This is a genomic window from Micromonospora sp. NPDC023737 (assembly GCF_040639715.1).
GTDB lineage: Bacteria > Actinomycetota > Actinomycetes > Mycobacteriales > Micromonosporaceae > Micromonospora.
The window spans coordinates 125,266-149,599 of the sequence record NZ_JBFAAL010000006.1; the positions used below are offsets into that span (position 1 = coordinate 125,266).

General features: G+C 73.5%; 8 protein-coding genes. All 8 read right to left on the bottom strand.

Features of this window, described 5'->3' with window-relative positions; genetic code table 11:
* Positions 1-42: 42 nt before the first annotated feature.
* The 8 genes from AB0F98_RS16010 to AB0F98_RS16045 are packed head-to-tail and all read right to left on the bottom strand — an operon-like array spanning position 43 to position 24,328.
* A complete protein-coding gene (locus AB0F98_RS16010; RefSeq protein WP_357735125.1) occupies positions 43-1,170 on the bottom strand; it encodes a pyridoxal-phosphate dependent enzyme in 1,128 nt (375 codons plus the stop codon).
* Positions 1,167-7,031 (bottom strand): amino acid adenylation domain-containing protein, encoded by a 5,865-nt coding sequence (locus AB0F98_RS16015; protein ID WP_357735128.1) that lies wholly within the window; start codon positions 7,029-7,031, stop codon positions 1,167-1,169. Before AB0F98_RS16015 ends, AB0F98_RS16010 begins: the two co-directional genes overlap by 4 nt.
* Positions 7,028-12,484 (bottom strand): SDR family NAD(P)-dependent oxidoreductase, encoded by a 5,457-nt coding sequence (locus AB0F98_RS16020; protein ID WP_357735131.1) that lies wholly within the window; start codon positions 12,482-12,484, stop codon positions 7,028-7,030. The genes AB0F98_RS16015 and AB0F98_RS16020 overlap by 4 nt, the downstream gene beginning before the upstream one ends.
* The gene (locus tag AB0F98_RS16025; RefSeq protein ID WP_357735134.1) at positions 12,474-16,130 is read right to left on the bottom strand and encodes an amino acid adenylation domain-containing protein; all 3,657 of its coding nucleotides are present in this window, start codon (positions 16,128-16,130) and stop codon (positions 12,474-12,476) included. The genes AB0F98_RS16020 and AB0F98_RS16025 overlap by 11 nt, the downstream gene beginning before the upstream one ends.
* Positions 16,127-19,279, bottom strand: a complete 3,153-nt coding sequence (locus AB0F98_RS16030) for a thioesterase domain-containing protein (protein ID WP_357735137.1) — start codon at positions 19,277-19,279, stop codon at positions 16,127-16,129. The genes AB0F98_RS16025 and AB0F98_RS16030 overlap by 4 nt, the downstream gene beginning before the upstream one ends.
* Positions 19,276-21,030 (bottom strand): beta-ketoacyl synthase N-terminal-like domain-containing protein, encoded by a 1,755-nt coding sequence (locus AB0F98_RS16035; protein WP_357735140.1) that lies wholly within the window; start codon positions 21,028-21,030, stop codon positions 19,276-19,278. Before AB0F98_RS16035 ends, AB0F98_RS16030 begins: the two co-directional genes overlap by 4 nt.
* A complete protein-coding gene (locus AB0F98_RS16040) occupies positions 21,027-22,961 on the bottom strand; it encodes a non-ribosomal peptide synthetase (protein ID WP_357735143.1) in 1,935 nt (644 codons plus the stop codon). Before AB0F98_RS16040 ends, AB0F98_RS16035 begins: the two co-directional genes overlap by 4 nt.
* Positions 22,958-24,328, bottom strand: coding sequence for a DUF6002 family protein (locus AB0F98_RS16045; RefSeq protein WP_357735146.1), 1,371 nt, complete (start codon positions 24,326-24,328; stop codon positions 22,958-22,960). The genes AB0F98_RS16040 and AB0F98_RS16045 overlap by 4 nt, the downstream gene beginning before the upstream one ends.
* Positions 24,329-24,334: the final 6 nt, after the last annotated feature.

The following is a 24,334-nucleotide window of genomic DNA, read 5'->3' on the forward strand; positions in this document are numbered from 1 at the left end:
GCCACACCTCGTCGACGTGGGCGAGGCAGTCGACGCGACAGGTCACAGCGTCTTCAGACCGGAACCGGTCAGCGGCACCACCACCTGGGCGCCGGCGATCTGATCGCGCAACAGCGGCAGGGCAGCCACCGCCACGGCGCTCGTCGGCTCGACCGACAAACCGGCTCCACGCAGATGCCGCTGCGCCGCGCGCACCTCCTCGTCGGCGACGACGACCGCCGCCCCGCCCGTGTGCCGCAACACCCGGAGAAGCTCGTCGCCGCGCACCGGCCGGCTGGTCAGGATGCCCTCGGCGATCGTCACCCCTTCGTCGACGGCGACGGGCCGCGGCCAGCCCGCACGCCACGCCTTCGCGACGGGCGCGCAGGCCATCGACTGCACGGCGAACATCCGGGGCACCGCGGCCACCAGCCCGGCCCGGCGCAACGCGGCGAACCCACGGGCCAACCCGAGGAACAGGTTGCCCTGCCCGACGGGGCAGACCACGGCGTCGGGCCCCGCGCCACCCAACTGCTCCCAGATCTCCCACGCGCAGGTCGACTGGCCGCTGAGGAACAGCGGGTTCCAGCAGTGACTGGCGTACGCGGCGACGCGGGTCTCGCGCCGGCAGACGGCGGCCGCGGCACCCCGACCGCCCACCACCTCGACGACCTCGGCGCCCATCTCGGCGATCTGGCGTTTCTTCCCCGCGCCGGCGTGCGCGGGTACGAACACCCGGGCCCGTATCCCTGCCGCCACCGCGTACGCCGCCAGTGATGCGCCCGCGTTGCCCGACGAATCCTCTACGGCCTCCTCGACGCCCACCGCGCGCAGGTGGCTGACCACCACCGCGGTCCCCCGGTCCTTGTACGACCCGGTCGGTGCCAGGAACTCCAGTTTCGCCAGGAACTCTCCCTCCGGCACGGCGACCGGCACGAGCGGTGTGCCGCCCTCACCGAGGGTGACCGGCGGTACGGCCGGCAACATGGCCGCGTAGCGCCACAGCGACCACGTGGTGCTGTCGATCGCCCGTGGATCGAACTCCGGTGCGGCGGCCAGCTCCCAGGGTGCCTCGCAGTCCGGGCACCGCCACAGCGCCGGGTCGGACGTGACGTGTCCGTCGGCGCACCGGAGACCCACCGGCGGCGCTTGCCGGTGAACACCGCGCAGGTGGGCGGTCGGCGACGTCACCGGACGGCCGATCCGATCGGTTGCCCGCTCGCCAGCGCCCGCCGATCGATCTTGCCGTTGGGTGTGCGGGGCAGCTCGTCGAGGACGCGGAACTGCTCGGGCACCAGGAAGTCCGGGACGCGAGCCCGCAGGTACGCCCGGACGTCGTCGAGGTCCACATCGGGGCCGCTGACCACGGCGGTCAGCCGGACCGGCTCACCACCGGCCAGGACCGCCGCGTCGCGGACCGCGGGGTGCCTGCGCAGCAGCCCTTCGATCTCGCCGGGCTCCACACGCTGGCCGCGGATCTTCACCTGGTCGTCGATGCGGCCGTGGAACTCCAACGCACCATCGGCACGCACGCGGCCCTGGTCACCGGTCCGGTACATCCGGGCGCCCGGCTCGTCGTCGAACGGGTCGGGCAGGAACCGGGAGGCGGTCTCCGCCGGCCGGCGCAGGTATCCCCGCGCCACCCCGACACCACCGATGTAGATCTCGCCGATCTCACCGGTCGGGACGGGCTGGAGCGCGTCGTCCAGCACGCGGACCCACGCGCCACCGATCGGGCGGCCGAGCGGGACCGGGTCGGGCACCGGAGCGCCCGCCGGCACGACCAGGTACGTGGTGGTCATCGTGCATTCGGTCGGCCCGTACTGGTTCACCAGCCGTACCCGCGGCCCGAAGATGCGGCGTGCCGCGACACAGTCGGAGGCGTGCAGCCGCTCTCCGGCGAAGAGCACCAGCCGCACCGATGGCGCGGCACCGGTGGCGAGGTCGGCCATGCCGCGCAGCAGGGTCGGCACGACGGCGAGCAGGCAGGTCACCCGGTGCCGGCGGATCAGCGACAGCATCGCCGCGGGGTCCTTCGCCTGATCGGGGCCGAGCAGCACCACCCGCGCGCCGACGCTCAGCGGGCCGAACAGGTCGCGTACCGAGGCGTCGAAGGCGAGCGAGGCGATCTGCAGCACCGTGTCGGCGGCGGTGACCTCGTGCTCGCGCATGATGTACCGCAGGTGGTTGACGACCCCCCGATGATGGGCGAGTACCCCCTTCGGCGTGCCGGTGGAGCCGGAGGTGTAGACGACGTACGCGGGGCTTGCCGGCCCCCCGACCGCCCCGAGCGGTGCGGTTCCGCCGGCCGGCGCGGCCTCGGCGAGCAGGGTCGCCTCGCCCACGACCGGGCACGACGGCGAGATCCCGGTCAGCTTCCCGTCGCTGAGCAGCAGCCCGGGCTGGGCGCTGTCGAGGATCGACGCCAGCCGTCCCGCCGGCTGGGCGGGGTCGAGGGCGACGTACGCGCCGCCGGCCTTGAGGACCGCGAGCGCCGCCACCACCATCGCCACCGACCGGTCGATGGCGATCGCCACGAACGTCTCCGGGCCGACTCCCCGAGCCCGCAGTGCGGTGGCGAGCCGCCCGGCCCGGGTGTCGAGTTCGCCGTACGTCACCCGCTCGGTGCCGGCGATCAGGGCCGTCGCGGATGGTGTACGCGCCGCCTGGGCGGCGATCAGCTCGTCGAGCCGGGTAGCCGACGCGTCGGGCTGCGGCTCCGCCGGTTCGGGTCGCCGTAGCTGCTCCACGCCGATGAGGTCGTCGGGTGGCGCGTCGGGCACCTGCTGATCGAACCGGGCTAGGGACGGCACGAGCGTGGCCGTCGCGGTCAGTGCCAGCATGGCCAGCGCCAGTGCCAGGTAGAGCAGGCCGATCCCGCGGCCGGGGCCGGTTCCGATGATCGTGCCTATGGTCGAGGCTAACGGTCCGCCTTCCACCATCAATGGCTCGAGCAGCCGGCCGCCCAACGGGCCGACGACGGCGTACCCGATCGGCAGCGTGCCCCAGGCGATCATCTGGTTGAGCGCGAAGACCCGGCCGTGGAACCGCTGCGGGACCTTCACCTGCACGATCGTGGCGTAGATCCCCTGGGTGATCGAGAGGGCCAGGCCGGCACCGAAGAGCCCGGCGGCGACCAGGAGAAGCGCCGGGCGCAGGCCGACGAGGAGATAGCAGGCCGACATGGCGGCGGTCGCGATGAGCACGCCGGTGGCACGCCGCCGGGTCGGACCGCCCCAGACGATCACCACCAGCCCGCCGATCGCCGCGCCCACCCCTTCGGCGAACGCGACCTGACCGACCTGCCCGAGCGTGCCGAACCCCAGGACCAGCGGCGGCACCATGATCAACGCGGCGCCGAGGAAGACGTTGAGCGCGGCGAAGAACAGCAGCATGCTGCGCAGTCCGCGGATGCCCCAGGTGAAGCGCAGGCCGCCGAGGAGCGCGGCCAGCAGTGGTTCGTCGCGGATGCGGCCCAGGGTTCGGGGGAAACGCACGACGAGAAGTACCACCAGGGCGAACGCGTAGCTCAGCACATCGAGGAGCACGATCCCACCCAACCCGAGCAGCCCGAGCAGCCCCGCGCCGAGCAGCGGCGCCACCACGTTGGCGAAGCCGGTGGCGAGCTGGTTGACGCCGTTGGCGTGGCCGAGGTACGCCTTCGGCACCAGCTGGGGGGTGGCGGCGAGGAAGGCGATGCGCTGGAACGCCGCCGCCGTGGTCAGGCAGACGACCAGCACGTAGAGATGCCACACCCGTAGCTCTCCGCCCCAGTACAGCAGGCCCATCAGCAGCTCGGCCAGCCCGGCCGCCAGCCCGGCGCAGAGCATCACCCGGCGCCGGTCGAGCCGGTCGACCAGGGCACCGGCCAGTGGGGAGACCAGCAGGGTGGGCACGATGCCGAGTGCGGCGAAGAGAGCGAACGAAACGTACGAGCCGGTCTCGAGGTAGATCCAGACCGGGATCGCCCACTGGGTCACCGCCGAACCGCTCAGCGAGGCGAGTTGACCTGCCGCGACGGCCAGGTACGTGCGCAGGTTCCGCGGTGTGTCGGCGACGTCGGCCGTCGGCGCATCGGCGGCGGCCGTCGGCGCGTCGCCGTCGGTTTCCGCCGCCACGGCGCTGGTCGGATCGGCCACGGGTGCGCCTGAAGCGGGAACACGATGCACCGCCTCCGCCCGCCAGCCCACCTCCGGGCCGCCCAGACCGCTGAACCCGCCCGCCGCGATCGCCCGGTGGACGCCGGTCAGGATGCCGGCCAGTTCGTCGGCCCGGTGACTCAGGAAGTAGTGCCCTGCCTCGTCGATCACCACCACGGCCGTCGTGTCGGAGACGACCTGCCACTCGCGGAACCGTTCCTGGTGGAACTCGGTCACCCGGTCACGTTCCCCGACCACCGAGATCACCGGTGCGCGCAGCCGCGGACCAGGCTCGGCGAGCAGGCCGGTGTAGAACTCCTCCGCGGCCTGACCGTCGCGGCGCATGTTCGCCACGATCCGGTCGGCCTGCGCCGGTTCGAGCTCCGACAGGTCGACGCCCATGCCGGTCAGCCAGTTGGCGTACACCCGGTTGCTCGCCAGCCCGTCGAGTCGGCGCAACAGCGTGCTCAGCACCCCCTTGGCTCTTGCCGCCGGGAACACGGCCCCGAGGTACAGCGCGTCGACCGGACGTCCGGCCGCCTCCAATCGGCGGGCCAACGCCACCGCGACCGCCCCACCGACCCCGCAGTGCCCGTACAGGACGATCGGGCCCGGCACCCGGTCCAGGATCTCCGCCAGGCAGGCGTCGACCAGCTCGTCGAACGGCAGCGCCGCCTCGTCGAGCCCCACGTCGTGGCCGGGGATGGCGACGGCGTAGAGCGCGTGGCCGGGCGGCAGCGCGTCGGCCAGCGTCTGGTAGACCGCGGCGCTGCCACCCCCGTAGGGCACACAGACGTAGGAGACTGTCCGTTCCCCGGGTGGCGTCAGCTCGTGCAGCAGTTGGCGGCCACCTTCGTGCGCACCGTCGAGGAGCGACGCGAGCCTGCGGATCGTCCGGCAGGTGACGACGTCCATCACCCCGATCTGGCGGGCGCGGCCGGCGGTGAGCGGGCGCAGCTGGGCCACCAGCCGCACCGCCAGCATGGAGTGCCCGCCGACGGCGTAGAAGTCGTCGTCGACGTGCACGTCGGCGACCCCGAGCACCTGCGCCCAGATCGCGGCGATCGCCTGTTGGGTGGCGGTGCTCGGCGCCGTCTGTCCGACCGGGGCCGGTTCATCGACCGGGGCGGTGCCGTCGTGCGGCGGCTCGGCGGGCGGTGGGTCCACCGACCCGGGCGCCGCCGGAAGAGCGGCGAGGTCGATCCCGCCGTCCGCGGCGCGCGGCAGGACCGGCACCTGCACCAGGTCGGGCGTGAGGTGCGCCGGCAGCACCTCGGCGAGCGCCGCCCGTACCTTGGCCAGGTCACCCGCGGGCCGGGCGACGTATCCGACCAGCCGGGGACCGGTGGGTGTCTCACGTACCACCGTCGTGGCGTCCGCGACGCCGGGCGCGGCCCGCAGCGCCGCCTCGATCCGGTGCCGCCAGCGCAGCGTGTTCAGCAGTGGCCGGTGGGCCGCCGGTCCCAGCACCTGTACCGTGCCGTCCGGCCGCCGCAGGCCGAGGTCTCCGGTGGGCAACTCCCCCACCACACCCACCGGCACGGGCTGACCGGCCCGGTCGACGACCCGCAGGCCGTCGACCCGCCCCCACTCGTCCAACTGTGTCCGCTCGGCCTGGTCGAGCAACGCGAGCGACCACAGCGGCGTGTCCGGCGTCCGGACCGCCGCCGACAGCAGGCGCAGGTAGCGGGCGACGAGCGTACCGGCGGTCGGTGCGGTGAACAGCCCCGCGTGGTACTCCAGCCGGACGTACCGGTCGGTCACACCGAGCATCAGATCGTCGCGGGCCACCCCGTTGCCCGTGCCGGTGCCGATGTCGGGCAGATAGTTGAAGCCGAGCTGGTAGAGCGGCGGCACGCTGGGATCCCGGCGCGGCGCGACCGCCTCGACGACCTTCTGGAACGGGGTGTCCTGGTACTCCCACGCCTGCCGCAACTGCTCGCGCACCCGGTCGACCAGCGCCGCGAAGCGGGGATCGCCGGACAGGTCGAGACGGAGCACGAGCGTGTTCACGAACATGCCGATCAGGGGTTGTACCTCGGGCAGTTCCCGTCCGCCGACGGGCACGCCGACCACGATCTCCTCGTCGCCGGAGAGCCGGTGCGCGAGGGTCGCGTACGCGGCGAGGAAGACCATGAAGGGGGTGGCGCGTAGCCGCCGCGCCAGCCCGGCCACCGCGGCGGCGAGCCCGTCGGGCAGATCGACGGCGACGTCCGCGCCCGGTGCGGGCCCGCGTGCCGGCCGAGGCCGGTCGGTGGGCAGCGTGTGGACGAACGGTGCGCCGTCCAGCACCGACCGCCAGTGGCGCAGGTGCGCCGCCAACGTGTCACCGCTGAGCTGATCATGCTGCCAGGCGGCGAAGTCGGGGTACTGGATCGCCAGCTCGGGCAGCCGCGCCGGGATGTGGTCCACGAGCGACCGGCACAGCTCGTTCAGTTCGGTCCGCAGGTTAGGAATGGACGCCCCGTCGAAGATGGCGTGGTGGGCCACGAGGACGAACCGCCACTCGGCCTCGGCCAGCCGCAGCAGGGTCGCCCGCCACAGCGGTGGCGCATCCAACGGGATCGGCCGTACGGCTTCCGCGTCGACGAGGACCGTCAACGCCTCCGGTGGCTGCCCCCGCAGGTCGACCTCGGCCACCTCGACTTCGACGCTGCCGTGGACCACCTGGCACGGCTCGCCGTCCACCGCCCGCAGCGACGTCCGCAGCGCCTCGTGCCGGGACACCACCTCCCGGAACGCGCCCACGATCTCGTCGGCGGACAACGGATACGGCAGGTGCACCGAAGTGATGATGTTGAAAGCGGGTGAGTTCGGCTCGACCTGGTCGACGAACCACAACCGCTCCTGCCCGTACGAGGCGGGCACCACCCACTCGTCGTCCGGCGTCGGGTGCTTCTGCCCCTCGCTCATCGGCTCGGCCTGGCCAGACGCGGAATGGTCGTCGGCGCGGCCGTGGATGCGGCGGGTGCGGCATCGTCCGCCCTGGACACCAGCTCGGCCATGGCGGCCACGGTGGACGCCGCGAAGAGGCTGCGCATCGGCAGTTTCACGCCGAGCGCGGTCCTGACCTGCCCGATGAGCTGCACCGCGACCAGGGAGTTACCGCCAAGTTCGAAGAAGTCGTCCTCGGCGCCGACCTGCTCCACACCGAGCACTCGCCCCCACACCTCGGCCAGGGCCGCCTCCAGCTCGCTGCGCGGCGGCACGTAGTCGGTGCCGGCGGGACGCTCCTGCGGCGGTACCCCGTCCGGCTGCGCCTCGACGGTGTCCACGGTCAGCTCCCGCGCCGCGCGCAGCGCCTCGTCCAGCGGCCGAGCCGAGACCACGACCTGCGGCCCGAGGTCGGCGGCGAGCAGCCGGTGCAGTGCCTCGACACCGTCCGCCGGCCGGATGCCCGGCCCGCTGTCCGGTACCCCCGTGGTGCGCCGTGCCGCCCCGCCCGTCGGGGCCGCACGAGCGGAGTCGGTCAGCGCGGCGGCGTCGACCCGGCGCAGCGTGAACTCGCCGATCTCCACGACCACCCGGCCGGTCTCGTCGAGCAACGTCACGTCGGCGACCAACTCGTCGAGGTCGTAGGCCCGTGGCACGACATGGCTGAACAGCCGTTGCGGCAGTGGACCCCACACCCGCACCCGGCCGTACGCGAACGGCAGGTAGCCGTGCGCGTCGCCGAGCCACCCGAAGGAGACCGCCTCGTCGAGGACGGCTGGGTGCAGCGGCCAGCGGGACAGCTCCGCACGGACCTGCTCGGGCACCGTCAACTCCAGCAGCGCTTCCACCGGCCCGGAGCCGGTGGCCGCCGTCACGCCGACGCGGCGCAGGCAACGCCACCGCGGTCCGTACCGCAGGGCCGAACCGGCACGCTCGGTGTCCGGGTCGTACGCCCGTTCCTGGGCGCACCGGGCGCGCAGCGCGACGAGATCCCGCACCGGCGGTGCGGCAGCCAGCCAGGTGGCCTGGCCGCGGGCGTGGCTCAGCGTCCCCGCCGCACCCTCGCTCGCCACCTCGACCTCGGATCCGCTGGGCCCGCCGTCGACGACCACCCGCACCGCGACCTGCTCTCCGTCGGCCACGGACAGCGGCTGCAGCAGGGTGACATCGCGCAGTTCGACGGCGTTTCCCGGACCCGGCGCGGGAACCGCCGCCGCGAACGCCGCCCGAACCAGTTCCAGGTGGCCGGTGCCGGGCACCATCGGCACCCCGCCGAGCCGGTGTTCGTCCAACAGCCAATGGGTGCGTGGCGAGAGCGGACCGGACAGGACCGCTTCACCGTGCTCGCCGATCTGCCGCCGGACCAGCACCGGATGGTCCACGACGGCGGCGCCGGCACCGAGCATCCGCGCGAACGCGGCCGGCACGGTGGTCTCCGCCGCCATGCCGACCTCGCGCCAGGCACCCCAGTTCACCGCGATCACCCGGCCCCGCCAGCCGTGGTCGCTCTGCGCGTACGCGTCGAGGAAGCTGTTGGCGCCGCAGTAGTCCACCTGCCCGAAGCCGCCGGTCAGTGCGGTGACCGACGAGCACAGCACGACGAAGTCGAGGTCGAGGTCGCCGAAGACCCGCTGCAGCGCGAGCGTGCCACGCAGCTTCGGGGCGAGCACCTCCTGCGCCACCGTGCGCTGCTTGACCTCGGCCATCCCACCACCGGGCAGGCCCGCCGCGTGGACGATGCCGTCGATGCGGCCGAAGCGGCCCAGCGCCTCGGCGTGGACCCGCCGCAGGTCGTCGACGTCCGCCACGTCCGCAGCGCGGACCAGCACCTCCGCCCCGGCCTCCTCCATCGAGCGGACGGCCGCGATGGCACGACCCACCCGCCCGGGCGCGCCGTCGTACGCGGCCCACTCGTCGCGCGGCGGCAGCCCGCTGCGGGACAGCAGCACCAGACGTGCCTTGGCTCGCCGGGCGAAGTCCTCGGCGATGGTGATGCCGATTCCGCCCAACCCACCGGTGATGAGGTAGACACCCTGCTCCACGAGGGCAGGTGAGCCGCCGGCCGGCACCTTCACCTGCTGGTGGTCGGGTACCCAGCGGCGCCGTCCGCGCAGCGCAACCAACTCCTCGCCGGCGTCGTGCAGCAGTTCCGTGACCGCCTCCGCCGGCTGATCCACGTCGATGTGCCGCACCGTGAGGGTGGGCAGTTCCCGCGGTACGACCTTGGCGATGCCGGCGACCGTGGCGTGCTCGGGACGGCTGAGGCCGCTGCCCGTCACGTCGAGCGCACCCGAGGTCACGATGTCGAGCCGGGTCGGTCCGGCCGCGGCGGCCAGCGCCTGGACCAGGTGCAGCAGGCTGAAGAACCCGAGGTCCTGGGCCTGCCAGGCGGCCTGCGGGTCACCACCTGCCGGGACGGCGCCGGCGGTCCAGGCGTGCACGACCCGCTCAGGCGTCGCTCCGTCGGCGGTCAGCCCACCGACCAGCCGAGCGTAGTCGGCCGGGTGCCCGGGCCTGACCCGGAACCCGGAGGCGTCGTGGGCGTATTCGGTGCCGGGCCGTACCTCCACCACGGCGGCGCCGCAGCCACGCAACGCGTCGGCGACACCCTCACCGTCGGTGAACACGAGCCACCGCCCGGTGCCGGGTTCGGTGGCCGGTGCGACGTCGGGCGGGCGGACCCGCCAGGCCGGCACGGTGAACCACTCGTCGACCGGCACCTCCCCGCGGCGCGGGCGGGGTACGACCGCGGCGGGTGTACCCCGCTCGACCCAGTGGCGGCGGCGCTCGTACGGGTAACCGGGCAGCGCCACCCGCCGGCGCGCCGGTGCGGTGCCGCCGGTGGGGCCCTGCGACGCGGCGAACCGCTTCCGATCGACGGCGACGCCCTGGGTCCAGAGCCGAGCGACGGCCGAGTACAGGGTGGCGCAGTCGCCCTGTCGCTCACCTGGCGCGGGCAGGCTCGTCAGCGGCGGTGCAGTGGTACGCGGCAGCTGCATCCGGACCAGCGAGGCGAGCTGACGACCGGGTCCGCACTCGACGAACGTCCACCCGTCCTCGGCGACCAGCCGCGCCACCGCGTCACCGAAGCGCACCGGCTCACGCAGGTGACGCACCCAGTAGTCCGGATCGGTCGCCTGCTCGGCGGTGATCCAGTCGCCGGTGCGGTTGGACAGGAACGGCACCGACGGGGCCTGTCGGGGTGTGGCGGCGACCTGCGCACGGAACGCGTCGAGGATCGGGTCCATCATCGCCGAGTGGAACGCATGCGAGGTGCGTAGCGCCTTGACGTTCACGTCGTCGCTGCGCAGCCGGGCAGCGAACTCCTCGACGATCGCGGGCGGGCCCGCCACCACGCAGATCCCCGGGCCGTTCACCGTGGCGATGTCGAGCCCGGCCGGCAGCATCGCGGCGATCTCCGGCGCGCCGCGGGACAGGGCGAGCATCGCGCCCGCCGGCACCGACGCCATCAGCCGGCCGCGGGCGGCCACCAGACTCAACGCGTCCGGCAGCGTGAACACCCCGGCGAGGGTCGCGGCCACGTACTCGCCGATGGAGTGGCCCAGCATCGCCGCGGGACGTACGCCCCACGACGCCCAGAGCGTGGCCAGCGCGTACTCCACCGTGAACAGGGCCGGTTGGGTGTATTCGGTCCGGCCGAGCACATCGGCGGCGTCGGGCGCCCGGCCGAGGATCAGATCGAGCAGGTCACGGTCGAGGTGGCCGCGCAGCACGCCGACGCACTCGTCCACGGCGGCGCGGAAGACCGGCTCGGCGTCGTAGAGCTCCGCGCCCATGCCGGGATGTTGCGCGCCCTGTCCGGAGAAGAGGAACACCACCCGCCGTCCGTCGGCGGCCAGGCCGCTGTGGCGCCGCTTGGGGTCGGTGAGCGCGGCGGCGGCGTCGGCCGGGTCGGTCGCCACCACCGCAGCCCGGTACGGGTGTTCGGTGCGGCCGACCCACAGCGTGTGCGCCACGTCGGCGAGGTCGACATCGGGATGCGTACGCAGATGATCTCCGAGCCGTTCGACCGCGGCGGACAGAGCCGTCTCCGTCCTCGCGGACAGGGTGAGCACCTGCGCCGACCGGGCCGGTGCCGGTTCTTCGGCGCGGGCAAACGCCGGCGCCTGCTCGACCACGAGGTGGGCGTTGGTGCCGCCGAACCCGAACGAGCTCACCCCGGCTCGGCGTGGCCCGGCATCGGACACCCAACTCGTCGGCGCCGTGGTCAGGTAGAACGGGCTGTTCGGCAGGTCGAGCGCCGGATTGGGGGCCTTGACGTTGATCGTCGGCGGGATCACCCCGTTCTCCAGCGCGAGCAGTGTCTTGATCAGCCCGACGACACCGGCGCCCTGACTGAGATGGCCGATGTTCGACTTGACCGAGCCGACGCCGCACCATTGCCGGTCGTCGCTGTAGCGCGCGTACACCTCGCGTAACGCCGCCAGCTCGATCGGGTCGCCCACCTCGGTGCCGGTGCCGTGCGCCTCCACGTAGGTGATGGTGCGGGGATCGATACCGGCCAGCTCGATGGCCTGCGCGACGACCTCCGCCTGACCGTCGACGCTCGGCGCGCTGAAACTCACCTTGCCGGAGCCGTCGTTGTTGACGGCGTTGCCGCGGATCAGCCCGTACACGTGGTCGCCGTCGGCGAGCGCGTCGGTCAGCCGCTTGAGAACGACCACCCCTCCGCCCGAGCCCCACATGGTGCCCGACGCCGCGGCGTCGAACGGCCGGCAGTGCCCGTCCCGGGAGATCACCCCACCGTCGAGGACCAGGTGCCCGCGCCCGTGCGGCAGCTCCACGCACACGCCGCCGGCGATCGCGGTGTCGCACTCACCTCCACGCAGGGCCTCACAGGCCAGGTGGGCGGCGACCAGCGAGGTCGAGCACGCGGTGTGCACGGTCAGGCTGGGCCCGCGCAGGTTCAACTTGTACGAGGTCAGCGTCGCCACGTAGTCGGGGAAGTTCCACATCGACAGATCCATGTGGAACTCGCCGGCTCCGCTCGGACGCAGATGCTCGTAGGCGTACGTCTCACCGCCGGTGCCCGCGTACACACCGACGGATCGACCGCCGGCGAACGGGTCGTAGCCCGCGTGCTCCAGGGCGCTGTGCGCCAGTTCCAGAAAGAGCCGATGCTGCGGGTCGGCCACCTGGGCCTCGCGGGCGCTGAGACCGAACAGCGGCGCGTCGAACGCGTCGTACTCGTCGAGAACCGGCGCGGCGGGCACGAAGTGCGGATCGTCGACCTCGTGCTCCGGCACGCCGAGGGCGAGCTGGTGCGCCCGGTCGAACCAGGTCACCGACTCGACCCCGGCCACCAGGTTGCGCCAGAACTCGTCGACGTCCTTCGCCCCGGGAACCCGGCAGGCCATGCCCACCACGGCGATCGGTTCGACGCCGTAGGACTGCGGCTGCTCACTCGACACTGGTTGCCCCCCTCACTCGACTCGCCGCCCTGGCCTCGCTCCGGTTGCGGATCCGTTCCCGCCGGGAGGTCGCCCGCTGTACGGCCAGATCGATCCCGTCCCCGCCGCCCGCACCGTCCAGGTACGCGGCGAGTTCCCGCACCGTGGAGTAGCGGAACAGGTCCACCAGCGGAACCTCCCGCCCCAACGCCTCGGTCAGCCGGTGCTGGACCACGGCCATCGCGAGGCTGTGCCCGCCGACCTCGAAGAAGGTGTCGGTGGCCTGCACCCGCGGCACGTCCAACGTCTCCCGCCACACCCGGGCGACCAGCTCCTCGGTAACCCCCGTCGGCGCGGCCGCAGCCACCCCGGACGGCGGGCCGGCGGGCGCCGCCACGGAATCAGGCCCTGACCGTGGGGGCGCACCCGACGCCGGGACAGCGCGCTGCGCGGCCCGCCACAGCGCGCCACCGGCATCGTCTCGGCCGGCCGCGGGCGCGCCGGTGGTGTCGTCGGCTGCCCCCTGGTGACCGATCGTGCCCGTCGGCGCTCCCGGCGCGACGGTGAGCCGATCGAGCAGATCCAGGTAGCCGTCGAGGAGCGCGGCGATCCGCTCCGCCGTGAACAGATCCGGGTTGTAGACGGCGTCGAGCGCCAGCACACCACCGCGTTCGACCAGGTAGACGGTGAGATCGAACGGGGAACCCGGCAGTGCGGCGGGCACTCGCTGCGCGGCGATCCCCGGCAGGTCGAGCGCCGGTTCGGCGAAGTTGAACACGTTGAACAGCACCTGCACCAGGGGCGAGCGGGTCGGGTCACGCGGAACCCCCAACACCTGGACGATGCGCTCCAGCGGCGCGTTGGGGTGCGCCAGCACCTCGAGCAGTTCCTGCCGGCACGCGCGCACGTGATCGGTGAAGCTGGCCGCGGGGTCCGTACGCAGGCGTACCGGGACGATGTCGACGAAGAAGCCGACGAGTTCGGCGACGGCGGCCAACCGCCGGTCGGCGACGACCGCACCGACGACGTGGTCGGCCCCACCGGTCAGGCGGCGCAGCGCCTGACCGAACGCGGCGAGCAGCACCGTGGCCGGCGTCGCGCCGAGCGACGCGGCCAGCCCGCGTACCCGCCCGTCGACCTCGGGTGGGAACGAGGCGGTGGCGAACTCGCCGCGATACGTCTGGGTGGCCGGGCGGACCCGGTCCGCGGGCAGGTCCAGCACGGTCGGGGCACCCGCCAGGTGCTCCTTCCACCAGGCGAGATCCTGCTCGCCACGCGCGCGGTCGCGGGCGGCACGCCACACCGCGTAGTCGGCGTAACCGGCCGGCAGCGGCCCGAGGCCGGCCGCGACGTCGCCCACCGGCCCGGTCGCTCGCGCCGCCGCGTACGCCGCGCCGAGCTGCGCGTAGAACACCGCCTGCGACCAGCCGTCGAAGACCGCGTGGTGGAACGCCATCGCGAACACGTACTCGTCGTCGGCGAGCCGGTACAGTTGCGCCCGCCACAGCGGGCCGGTCGCCAGGTCGAACCGGGTCGCCGCGCACGCCTGAAGTCCGCCGCGCAGCTCGGCTTCGCGCCGGTCCACGGTCAGGGTGGACAGGTCGACCACCGGCAGCGGGGCGTCGCCCGGCGGGTCACAGGTCACGTGCGGGGCGCCGGCGACCCGGGTGATGCGCCAGCGCAGCACGTCGTGCCGGCGCACGACCGCGGTCAACGCGGCGCGCAGCGCAGCCACGTCGAGCGGGCCACACAGCCGCTCCGCCATCGCGGTGTTGTATGCGGCCGAGTCGGGCGCGAGCTGGTCGAGGAACCACAGCCGGCGCTGTGCCGGTGAGAGCGTCGGCGGATGGCCCACCGTCAGCTCGGGCTCGGCGAGCGGCGTCACGGCGGCCACCCGGGCGGTGAGAACGCCAAGCGTGCGGGCATCGAAGACGTCCTCCACGGCGACTTCCCGGCCCAGTTCGGCGCGGAGCGTGGCGACCAGTCGCATCGCGGTCAGCGAGTCACCACCGGCGGCGAAGAAGTCGTCGTCGGGGTCGGCGGGAGCGCCGAGCACACGCCGCCACACGTCGGCGACGGCGGCTTCGAGGTCACCGGCCGCCTGGGCGCCCGGTGTCGCCGGCCGCTCCCCCGCACCGGCGGTGGCGACCTCACGCAGCCGGGCCGCGTCCCGCTTGCCGGCGGTGTTCAACGGCAGCGCGGGTACCCGGACGATCCGGCGTGGCACCATCACATCGGGAAGGCGTCGGCGAAGGTACGCCAGCACCTCGTCGTCGGACGGCTCGCCGACCGGCACCAGCACCGCGACGAGTTCCCGGTTCACGTCCGGCCCCACCGCGACGACCGCCGCCTCCCGTACCCGCCGGTGTCCGCACAGCACGTGCTCGATCTCGTCGAGTTCCACCCGCTGGCCTCGGATCTTGACCTGCCGGTCGGTCCGGCCGAGGAACAGCAACTCACCATCGGGCAGCTCTACGGCACGGTCACCGGTGCGGTAGAGCCGCGCCCCGGCCTCGCCGGAGTACGGGTCGGGCACGAACCGTTCCGCGGTCAGGCCGGGCCGACCGAGGTAACCGCGGGCCAACCCGACGCCACCGATCAGTACCTCGCCCGGCGTGCCGGCGGGCACCTGCACGCCATGCTCGTCGACCAGGTAGATCCGGTGGTTGGGCAGCGGACGACCCATCGGCAACGGCCGGTCCCAGCGGCCGGTGGCGGTGAAGCTGGTGACGCAGACCGTGGCCTCGGTCGGTCCGTAGCCGTTGGAGAACCGGCGCACCGGCCGGTCTGCCGGTCCGGCCCACCGTTGCACCTGTGCCGGGTCGGGCGCCTCCACGCCGGTGAAGACCGTACGCCAGTGCGGCAGTTCCGTCGGGTCCAGCAGTGGCAGCAGGGCCGCCGGCACACAGCCCCAGGTGACCTCGTGCGCCTGAGCGAAACGGTGCAACCGGGCGGGGTCCACCCGGTCGGCGTCCGGCACCAGCGCGATCTCGCCGCCCACCACCAACGGAATGAACAGGTCCTGCACGGACGCGTCGAACCCCAACGACGCGAAGCCGAAGGCGCGGATCCGTTCGTCGGCGCCGGTGTGGGCGCCGAACGCGGTGACGTGGGCGACCACGCTGCGGTGGCTGACCACGACCCCCTTGGGTCGACCCGTGGAACCGGACGTGTAGAGCACGTACGCCGCGTTGTCCGGCAGCGCCGGGCAGGACGCCGGACCCACCGGCGCGGCAGCGGCGTCCTCGGCCAACGTCACGTCGACCAGCGTCACCGCCACGTCGGACAGCGCCTCGCGGCCGGCCGGATCCACCACCGCGACGGTGATGCCCGCGTCGGCCACGACCTCGGCGCGCCGCCGCCACGGATGCGCACGGTCCAACGGCACGTAACAGCCGCCGGCGAGAAGCACGCCGAGCACCGCGACCAGCAGGTACGGCCGGCGTTCCGCGCAGATGCCCACCGGCGTCTCCGGGCCGACGCCGAGCCGGCGCAGCGTCCCGGCGAGCACCGCCGCCCGTTCGGTGAGCTCGGCGTAGCTGAGCCGCTCGTCCCACTGCCGCACGGCGACCGCGTCACCGCGCCGGGCAGCTGTCGACAGAATCAGCTCCGCCAGGGTCCGCTCCGGATACGGCAGCCGCTCACCGGCGATGTCGCTGTTCGTCACTGGTTCACTCCCCAGGTGCGGGGCGGCGCGGGGTCGACCACCTGCAACCGCAGCTCGGACTGGTACCGGAGCCCGTCGGCGTCGGGAACCCACGCCTGATGCGGTCCAGGCAGCGCCTCGCTCACCACGAGCGCGACCCCGCCGCCGGCGCGCTGGCGCGCGGCCCGCACCATCGCGCACAACGACGAGGCGAACAGCGGGCTGGACAGATCCACGTAACAGGGTTTGATCTCGGTCGCCAGCTTCACGTAGACCTGTTCGGGTAGCCCGAGCGCGCGCCGCCACCGGCGGACCGCGAGATACCGCCCGAGGCTGCCGGTGGCATCGGCCAGCCCGCACTCATCGGCTGTCGTCCGCCACGTCTCCCGGACCACCACCAGCCGGTCGATCACGATCCGGGGGGTGTGCGTGGCCGTGCTGACCAACTTGAACGCCTCGGACGCGTGCATCGACAGCAGCTCGCTGAACATCTCCACCACCGGGGTGGGGGCCCGGCCGGCACCGTCCACGACCAGCTCGCCCGCCACGTCCCGGACCCGCAACGCGGTGATCGGCACGAGCCGGGCGTCGGCCCCCGGGGCGGGAAGGAATCCGAGCCGGGTGTCGGTGCGATGGTGCAGCCGGAAACCGACCCGGGCGGTGAGCCTGGGCGACGACGGCGGAAACAGCAGCCGTACCCGACCGGCGCCCAGATCGGCGGCGAGCCATTCGCGCAGCCGGTCGGGTGCCTCGTGGCCGGAGACGAACACGCCGCTGTCCAGGGTGGACCAGGCCGCGTGCATCTCGCCGAGGACGGCGAGGCAGTCCCCGCGGGCGAGCGCCGCCACGCTGTCCGCGCAGAACTGCAGGTCGGGGCTGTGGATCCGGCCGGCCGACCAGCCGGGCCGGTCCGCCGGGAACACCTCGGCGACCCGCTCGGCCAGGTCCGGCGTCCGCAGCCGCACCACGCTGGTGCCCGCCGGAACGTCGGTGAGGCCGGCGAGGGCCGCGAACCGTGCCGCCAGCTCCGCCGACACCGTGTCAACCGGCCGGTCACCCTCGCCGAACAGCAGGCCCTGGGCCAGGTACCACAGCTCGGCGAAGGGCACCTCCGCCGACCCGAGCTCCGCCGCGAGCTCCGCGTAGAGGTTCCGGAAGGCGGCACCGTACGCGTCGGCCAGCTCGACGGTCAGCCACCGCGCCACCTGGAGAAGCACACCGAGCGGGGCGGCGACACCGTCGAGCACCGACGCGCCCAGCTCGACGTCGAGGTCACGGACGGTGTCCTCGTAGCAGACCGACCGGCCCGCGTACGTCTCGCCCTCGCGGTGCACAGCGGGCGCGCCGGTCACCGCGACGAACTCGGCATGCAACACGTCCAGTGCGGCACGCAACCGACCGGGGTCGCCGGCGGCGTCGGCGACCGCATCCCGGGCGGCGCGAAGCCGGGCGTAGTCCGCCGCGACCGCCGCCCGAACCTCCTGGTCGCCGACGCCCTCGATCAGCTCCGTCAGCCGCGCTTCCGCGCGCGCGTCCATCGGCAGGTCGCAGCCCCACCACACCAGCCCACGCTCGACGAGTTGGTCGAGCACCAGGTACACGTCGTCCACCTTGCGCAGCCCCGACCCGCGCTGCGGTTCCCGCGCCACCAGCTCCGCCGCCACCTCGATCACGGGACGCCGCCCGTCGAGCAGACCGAGGACGGCGGCTTCGGCCGGGGAGAGCTCCACCGGCGGCGCCGCCGGCCGCAGGATCCGCTGGTCGCCGTCGCGCCAGAGGTGCACGTGCAGACCTGCCGGCAGCCACCGCCGTACGGCCGGATCGGCGGCGATCCGGTCACCGAAGGCGGCCAGCGCCCGCCACTCGAAGGCCACCATGCGCTCGCGGGTCAGCGCCGGGCCGGGGGTCACCGTGGTGGTGTCGGCGGCGGAGATGCCGACCCAGCAGATCGGCCCGAAGAAGCCGATCGTGTCGTTCTTCGCGGCGTACCGCTGCCAGTAGCGGGCGATGACCTGCTCCCGGGCGCGGCGCTTGTCGTGGCTGCGTTCGTCCGGCCCGCCCCGGCGCACCGCGTCGAGTGCGACCAGCGCGTTGAGGTTCTGCCACGTCACCGCCTCACGAAAGCGTGGATCACCGGCCAGTTCGTAGATCACCTCGCTGGTCGCGGCGACCGTGCTCGACAGGGCGGCGGCGAGTTGCTCTCCGGTCGCCGCGCCGTCGAGATGGGCGTCGGCGACGGCGGCCAGGTCGGGCGCGGACAGGCGCAGCATGTCCGCGCCCGGGAACCCGGCGGCCCGCAGGACCGCTTCGCGCCACACCGCCCACCCACCGTCGCCGAGCGGCACGAGATGCTCCCCCGGCGGGAGATCATCGGTCGGCGGGACGGGTCGAGCGGTTTCGCCCGCTCGGCCGGCCCCGGTGGCCTTCACCAGGTCGGCGGCGACGAGCGCGGCGACGTGGGGCGCCCGGTCCTGAAGGAACATGTGGCCGCCATCGATGGTGTGCAGAGCGAACTCCGCTGTGGTGTGTCGCGCCCATTCCCGCATCCGGCTCGGCCCTGCGTCGGCGTCGCCGCGACCGGCGAGGCACACCAGCGGCACCGGCAGCGGCTCCTCGTCGCGGTACGCGTACCGGCTCAGCCACCGCAGGTCGGCCCGGAGCACGGGTACGAAGATCTCGAGCAGCTCGCGGTTCACCCGCACGGTCTCGGGCAACCCACCCATGGCGGCGATGCGGGCCAGCAGCTCCGGCTCCGGTGCATCGGCCAGGTCAGCCATGGTCTTGGGTAGGTGCGGTGGCCGGGCCGCGCCGAGGTAGAGCCGCCGAGGCATCGGAGCCCGCCGCCGGCGCAGCTCGCGGACCACCTCGAAGGCGAGCAGGCCGCCGAGGCTGTGCCCGTACATCGCGAACGGTCGGTCGGCGCGTCGGCACACCGCGTCGACCACCTGGTCGAGGGTGAACTCCGGCGGCTCGCCGATCCGTGCCTCGCGGCCGGGGAGAGCCAGCACCTGCATCTCGACCGTGGCGGGCAGCGACGCCGGCCAGTCGCGGAAGCTGCTCGGGCCGGCACCGGCAGGTGGCAGACACAGCAGCAGTTCGGCGCCGTCCCGGCGGCCGCCCACCCCGGCGAACCACCGTACGGTTCCGGCCGGCGACGTCGCGGCCCTCACAGCCGACCCCCGGCGAGCTGTGCGGCGCCCACCCGGTCGATCCAGTGCCGTCGACGCTGGAACGGGTAGCCCGGCAGCGGCACCCGCCGACCCGATCCCACGGGCGGCTCACCGCCGGCACGCCACCCGCCGGCCCGCTCACGGAGCGCGACCGGCACCTCGGCCGGCAGGGACGGGACCTGCCCATCGGCGACGGTCCGCAGCCCCTCCGCCGCCTGTACGACGTCCCGGGCGACGACCGCCTCGCGGTGAGCCAGCCGCCGCCGGCCGGCGGCGAGGGTGAACGCCACGTCGGTGAGGGAGGCCGCGTCGGCGTTGGTGTCGCCGGGCTCGCCGGTGAGGTGGTCGGCCAGCCGGGCGGCGAGATCCCGCAGCGCCTCGTCGGTGGCGGCGCTGAGCGGCAGCAACGCCCAGTCGGTGCCGCCGGAAGACGCGAGCGGTGCCGGGGCCTGCTCGACGAGGACGTGCGCGTTGGTGCCGCCGAGCCCGAACGAGCTGACCCCGCCGCGGCGGGTACCCGTCCACGGGCGTGCGTCGGTGGTGACGACGAAGGGGCCACCCTCCAGGTCGACTCCGCGATGGGGCCGGGTGAAGTGCAGGGTTCCCGGGATCACGCCGTGGTGCACCGCGAGAACGGCCTTGATCAAGCCGGCTACGCCGGCAGCCGCGTCGAGGTTGCCCACGTTCGACTTCATCGAGCCGAGCACGCAGAATCCGCGCCGGTCCGTGCCGGACCGGAACACCCGGGTCAGCGCCTCGATCTCGATCGCGTCACCGACTGCGGTACCGCTGCCGTGCCCCTCGAGGTAGCCGAGGTCGTCCGGGCGCCAGTCGGCCGCGGTGAGCGCCTCGGCGACCACCGCGCTCTGACCGACGACCCCGGGCACGGTGAAGTCGCCGCGATCGGCGCCGTCGTTGTTGACCGCCCAGCCGGGGAGTACCGCGTAGATGTGGTCGCCGTCGTGCACGGCGTCACCGAGGCGCTTGAGGACGACCGCCCCCGCGCCGTTGCCGAAGACCTGCCCGGTGGCGTCCGCGTCGTACGGCCGGCACACGCCGTCGGTCGCGAGCGTCCCACCCGGCCGGTGCCGGTAGCCGGCCTGATGGGTGGAGACCACCGACGCCCCACCCGCAACCGCCATGTCGCACCGGAAGTCGAGCAGGCTCTGCGCCGCCTGGCACACCGCGACCAGTGAGGAGGAACAGGCGGTCTGGATCGCGACGGCCGGTCCGCTCAAGCCCAACGCGTACGCGACCCGGGCCGGCAGGTAGTCGCTGGAGGCGCCGGCCAGGATGTCGTCCCAGTCGTCGCAGAATCCGCCGGTGGGCCCCACCGCGGGGTTGCCGAGCAGGTGGTGACGCAGGTACCGGTTGGCGCCGCAGCCACCGAAGACACCGACCTGGGTAGTGGCGTCGACCCGGCCGTAGCCGGCGTCTTCCAGCGCCCACCAGGCGACCTCGAGGAAGAGCCGGTGCTGTGGATCGAGCAGTGCCGCCTCGTCGTCGCGGTAACCGAACAGCGCGGCGTCGAAATCGGTGAGCCCGTCGAGGTGGCCGAACGCCGGCACGAAACTCACGTCGTCGACGACGTCGGCCGGCACACCGGCGGCAAGCACCTCGGCCCGGGAGAACCGGCGCACCGAGTCCTCGCCCGCGCAGAGGTTGCGCCACAACGCCCTGGTGTCGGCGGCACCCGGGACCCGGCACCCCAGACCGATCACCGCGATCCGGTCGTCATCGACGCTGATCATCGCCTCTCCCCCGTGCGGGCCGCACGGCGGCGGCGCATCCGGTCGGCGACCCGGGCCAGCCCCGCGTCACCACCGGCCGTGGCAGCAGGCGCGCCGACCGCCGCACTGTCGGGGGCGGCGTTCGCGGGCGTGCCGACCGTGCGCAGGTATGCGGCGAGCGCGGTCACCGTGGACAGCTCGAACAGCCGCGCGAGCGGCACCCGGTGCCCGAGGCCCGTTTCGAGCCGCTCCTGCACGAGTGCCAGCAGCAGGGAATGCCCGCCCAACTCGGTGAAGCTGGCATCGCGGTCGACGTGGGGCAGGCCCAGCACATCGGCCCAGATGGCGGCGACCGCCCGCTCGACGGGGTCGGCCGCCGCCTCCGCCTCCGCTTGCGACACCGGCGGCGTCGGCAACGCGGCGACGTCGAGTTTGCCTGTCGCTCCCATCGGCAGTACGTCGAGCAGCGCCACCGCGCGGGGCACCATGAAGTCGGGCAGGTTCGTGGCCAGCGCGCTGCGCAGGGCAGCCGGGTCGAGTGGGCCAGACGCGGCGGTGTCGCAGCCGGCGGCCGGCTCGGTGCGCGCGGGCACGACGTACCCGATGATCTCCGTCTCCCCGCCGTCGGCCTCTCCGGCGCGGGGCCGGGCCACGACGGCGGCCTGACCGACCCTGGGCAACGCCGCGAGCTGCACCTCGATCTCACCAAGTTCGACGCGATGACCGCGGATCTTCACCAGCCGGTCGGCGCGACCCAGGAACTCCAGGCGACCGTCCGGCAGTCGCCGGGCGAGGTCACCGGTCCGGTAGGTACGCGTGCCGTCACACTCACCGAAACGCTGCGCGGTCAGCCCCGGCAGCCGCCAGTAGCCGAGCGCCACGTGCGGGCAACGCACCACCACCTCACCGGTGTCACCGGCCACGCCGGACTCGTCGATCAGCAGCACCTCGATGCCGTCCAACGGGTAGCCGATCGGCACGACCGTGCGGTCGAGCGCCGCGTCGGCGGGCAGGTGGTACTGCGCCGCGAAGCTGATCTCGGTGGTGCCGTAGCCGTTGACGAACACGGCGTCGGGACTGAAGTGACGCCGAGCCAGCTCCACGTCGTGGCGGGTGACCTCCTCTCCGCCGAGGAGCACCGCCCGGATGTCGGGCAGCCTGCCGCCCTGCCCGAGGCTGGCGCTCAGGTAGCGGTAGACGGTCGGCGTGGAGTGGTAGATGGTGACCCGGTGCCGGGCCAGGGCTCGCGCCAGGTGGCCGAGCCCGTGCGTACGGATGTCGACCGGGACCGCGGCGGCACCCGACAGGATGGCACCGAACGTGTCGGTGATCGCCATGTCGTAGCCGAACGATGTGAGCACGCTGGTCCGGTCGTCGGGTGTGATCGCGAAGTTGCGCACATGGTTGGCGATGCCGAAGAGCACGTTGCGGTGGCTCTGCACCACACCCTTCGGCGCACCGGTCGAGCCGGAGGTGTACAGCACGTAGGCCGGGTCGTCCGGCTCGGCGGGGCTGGTGAGCGCGGCGAGCACCGAATCGAGATCCGGGGCGTCGTGGTGGTCGGCGACCTCGACCACCCGCAGGCCGGGCCGGTCCGCAAGCGTCACCAGCTGCTCGGCCCGCTCGGCGTGAGCGGCGTCGACGAGCAGCACGTCGGCGGCGCTGTCGGCGAGGATGCCCGCCAGCCGGCCGTCCGGGAAGCTCGGCTCGAGCGGCACGTACGCCCGGCCGGCCACCAGCGCGGCCAGCAGCGCGGTGACGGTGGTGACGCCGTGCCGGCACAGCAACGCGACCTGCCCTCCGCGGGCCGACCCGATCGTGGTCGCGGTCGCCGCGACGGCCGCGGCAAGTCGGCGGTACGTCACCTCGGCGTCCTCGGTCAGCACCGCGGGACGGTCCGGATGCCGGCGTACCTGCGCGGCGAAGGCCGCCGGAATGGTCTCGCCCGTCATCGGCCGGCCCCCACGGCCAGCGCGATGTCGTCGAGCGTGGAGACCTCGACGTCCGCCTCGGCCGGGACGAAGTCGCTCCCGCCGTAGCAACCGCTGCCGTGCAGGACGATCTCGTGCCCTGGCGGGACCAGCCCGCGGTCGATGGCGTTGAGCACGCCGGTCAGCCCCATGACGATCGACCACTCCCGCAGCTGCTCCGGATCCGCCGGAAGGTTCGGGCTGTCGCCGTCGAACCAGTCCCGCAGCATCGGGTAGCGCGTCAGGCACTCGCGCCGCGACACGACGATCCCGTCGCCGCCGAACCGCCGGATGAGCTGGTTCATCGCCGGTGAGGTGGCCGGCTCGTGCGTGTAGAAGGTCGGGTCGAGCACCTCGGCCGGGTCGTCGGTCGCCGCCGGGAACCGCGGGTCGGCCTCCTGCACCGACACGCCGCTGACCGGATCGCGCCGGTACGGGGGCATCTTCGTCCGCGAGAAGCTGCCGCACCTGAGGTTGAGCACCATGTCGGGTGTGCCGAGGTGCTGGACGAGCAGGAAACCCGGGCGGTCGGTGGGCAACGCCCGGCCGTCCGCCTCGAGCACGTCCCGGCCCAGGTTGTAGCCGAGCAGACCGTACGCGCTGGACACCGAGTGGGCGTGCCAGCGCGGTCCTGCCGCCGAGGTGGGCGACACGTCCGCTTCGAAGGCGGCACGGGCCGCGTCGGCCACGAGGTAGTTGCGCAGGTCCAGCGAGTACCAGAGGTTGACCCCGTGCCGGTCGTACGCTTCGGTGGCGTACTTGTCGACGAAGGCACGCCCGAGGGTCTTGACGTCCTGCGGGGCACCGCCGACGTAGCGCAGCAACGGGTTCGCCGCCCGCAGCGCCGGGTCGGCGGCGAGCCGGTCGTGGCGGAACTTGTGGCGCGTGGATTCCGGGGCGAGCACGACGACGGAGAGCTGATCGGGCCTGACCAGACCGGTCTCGATGGCCCGGCCGACCGCGTCACGCAGCGCGATGCCCTTGTTCGCCGACGTGGGGGTGAAGATCCGGATCGGCTCACCGGTACGCCGGATGTGTTCGACCGCTCTCGCCACCATCACCAGCGAGGCGAAGGTCTTCGTCGTCCGGGTCCCCGGGTTACCGGTGAGGTCGAGGAACTGGATGGGGTGGCCACCGTAATCGCCCAGCCGGCGCCACCGAGCGGTCGCCGGCGCGAAGAACTCCCGGACGTCGTCGGCCAGCGCCGGCAGCTCGAACGCCGGCGCGAAGGCCGGCGTCCCGGACGCGCCCGCGGGTGGCGGCGCGCACCGGGCAACGGCGGCGGGGATCAGGTCGTAGTAGTCGATGACGAGGTTACGACTGGTCGCCGTCGACGCTGTCGAATCCATCTGCGT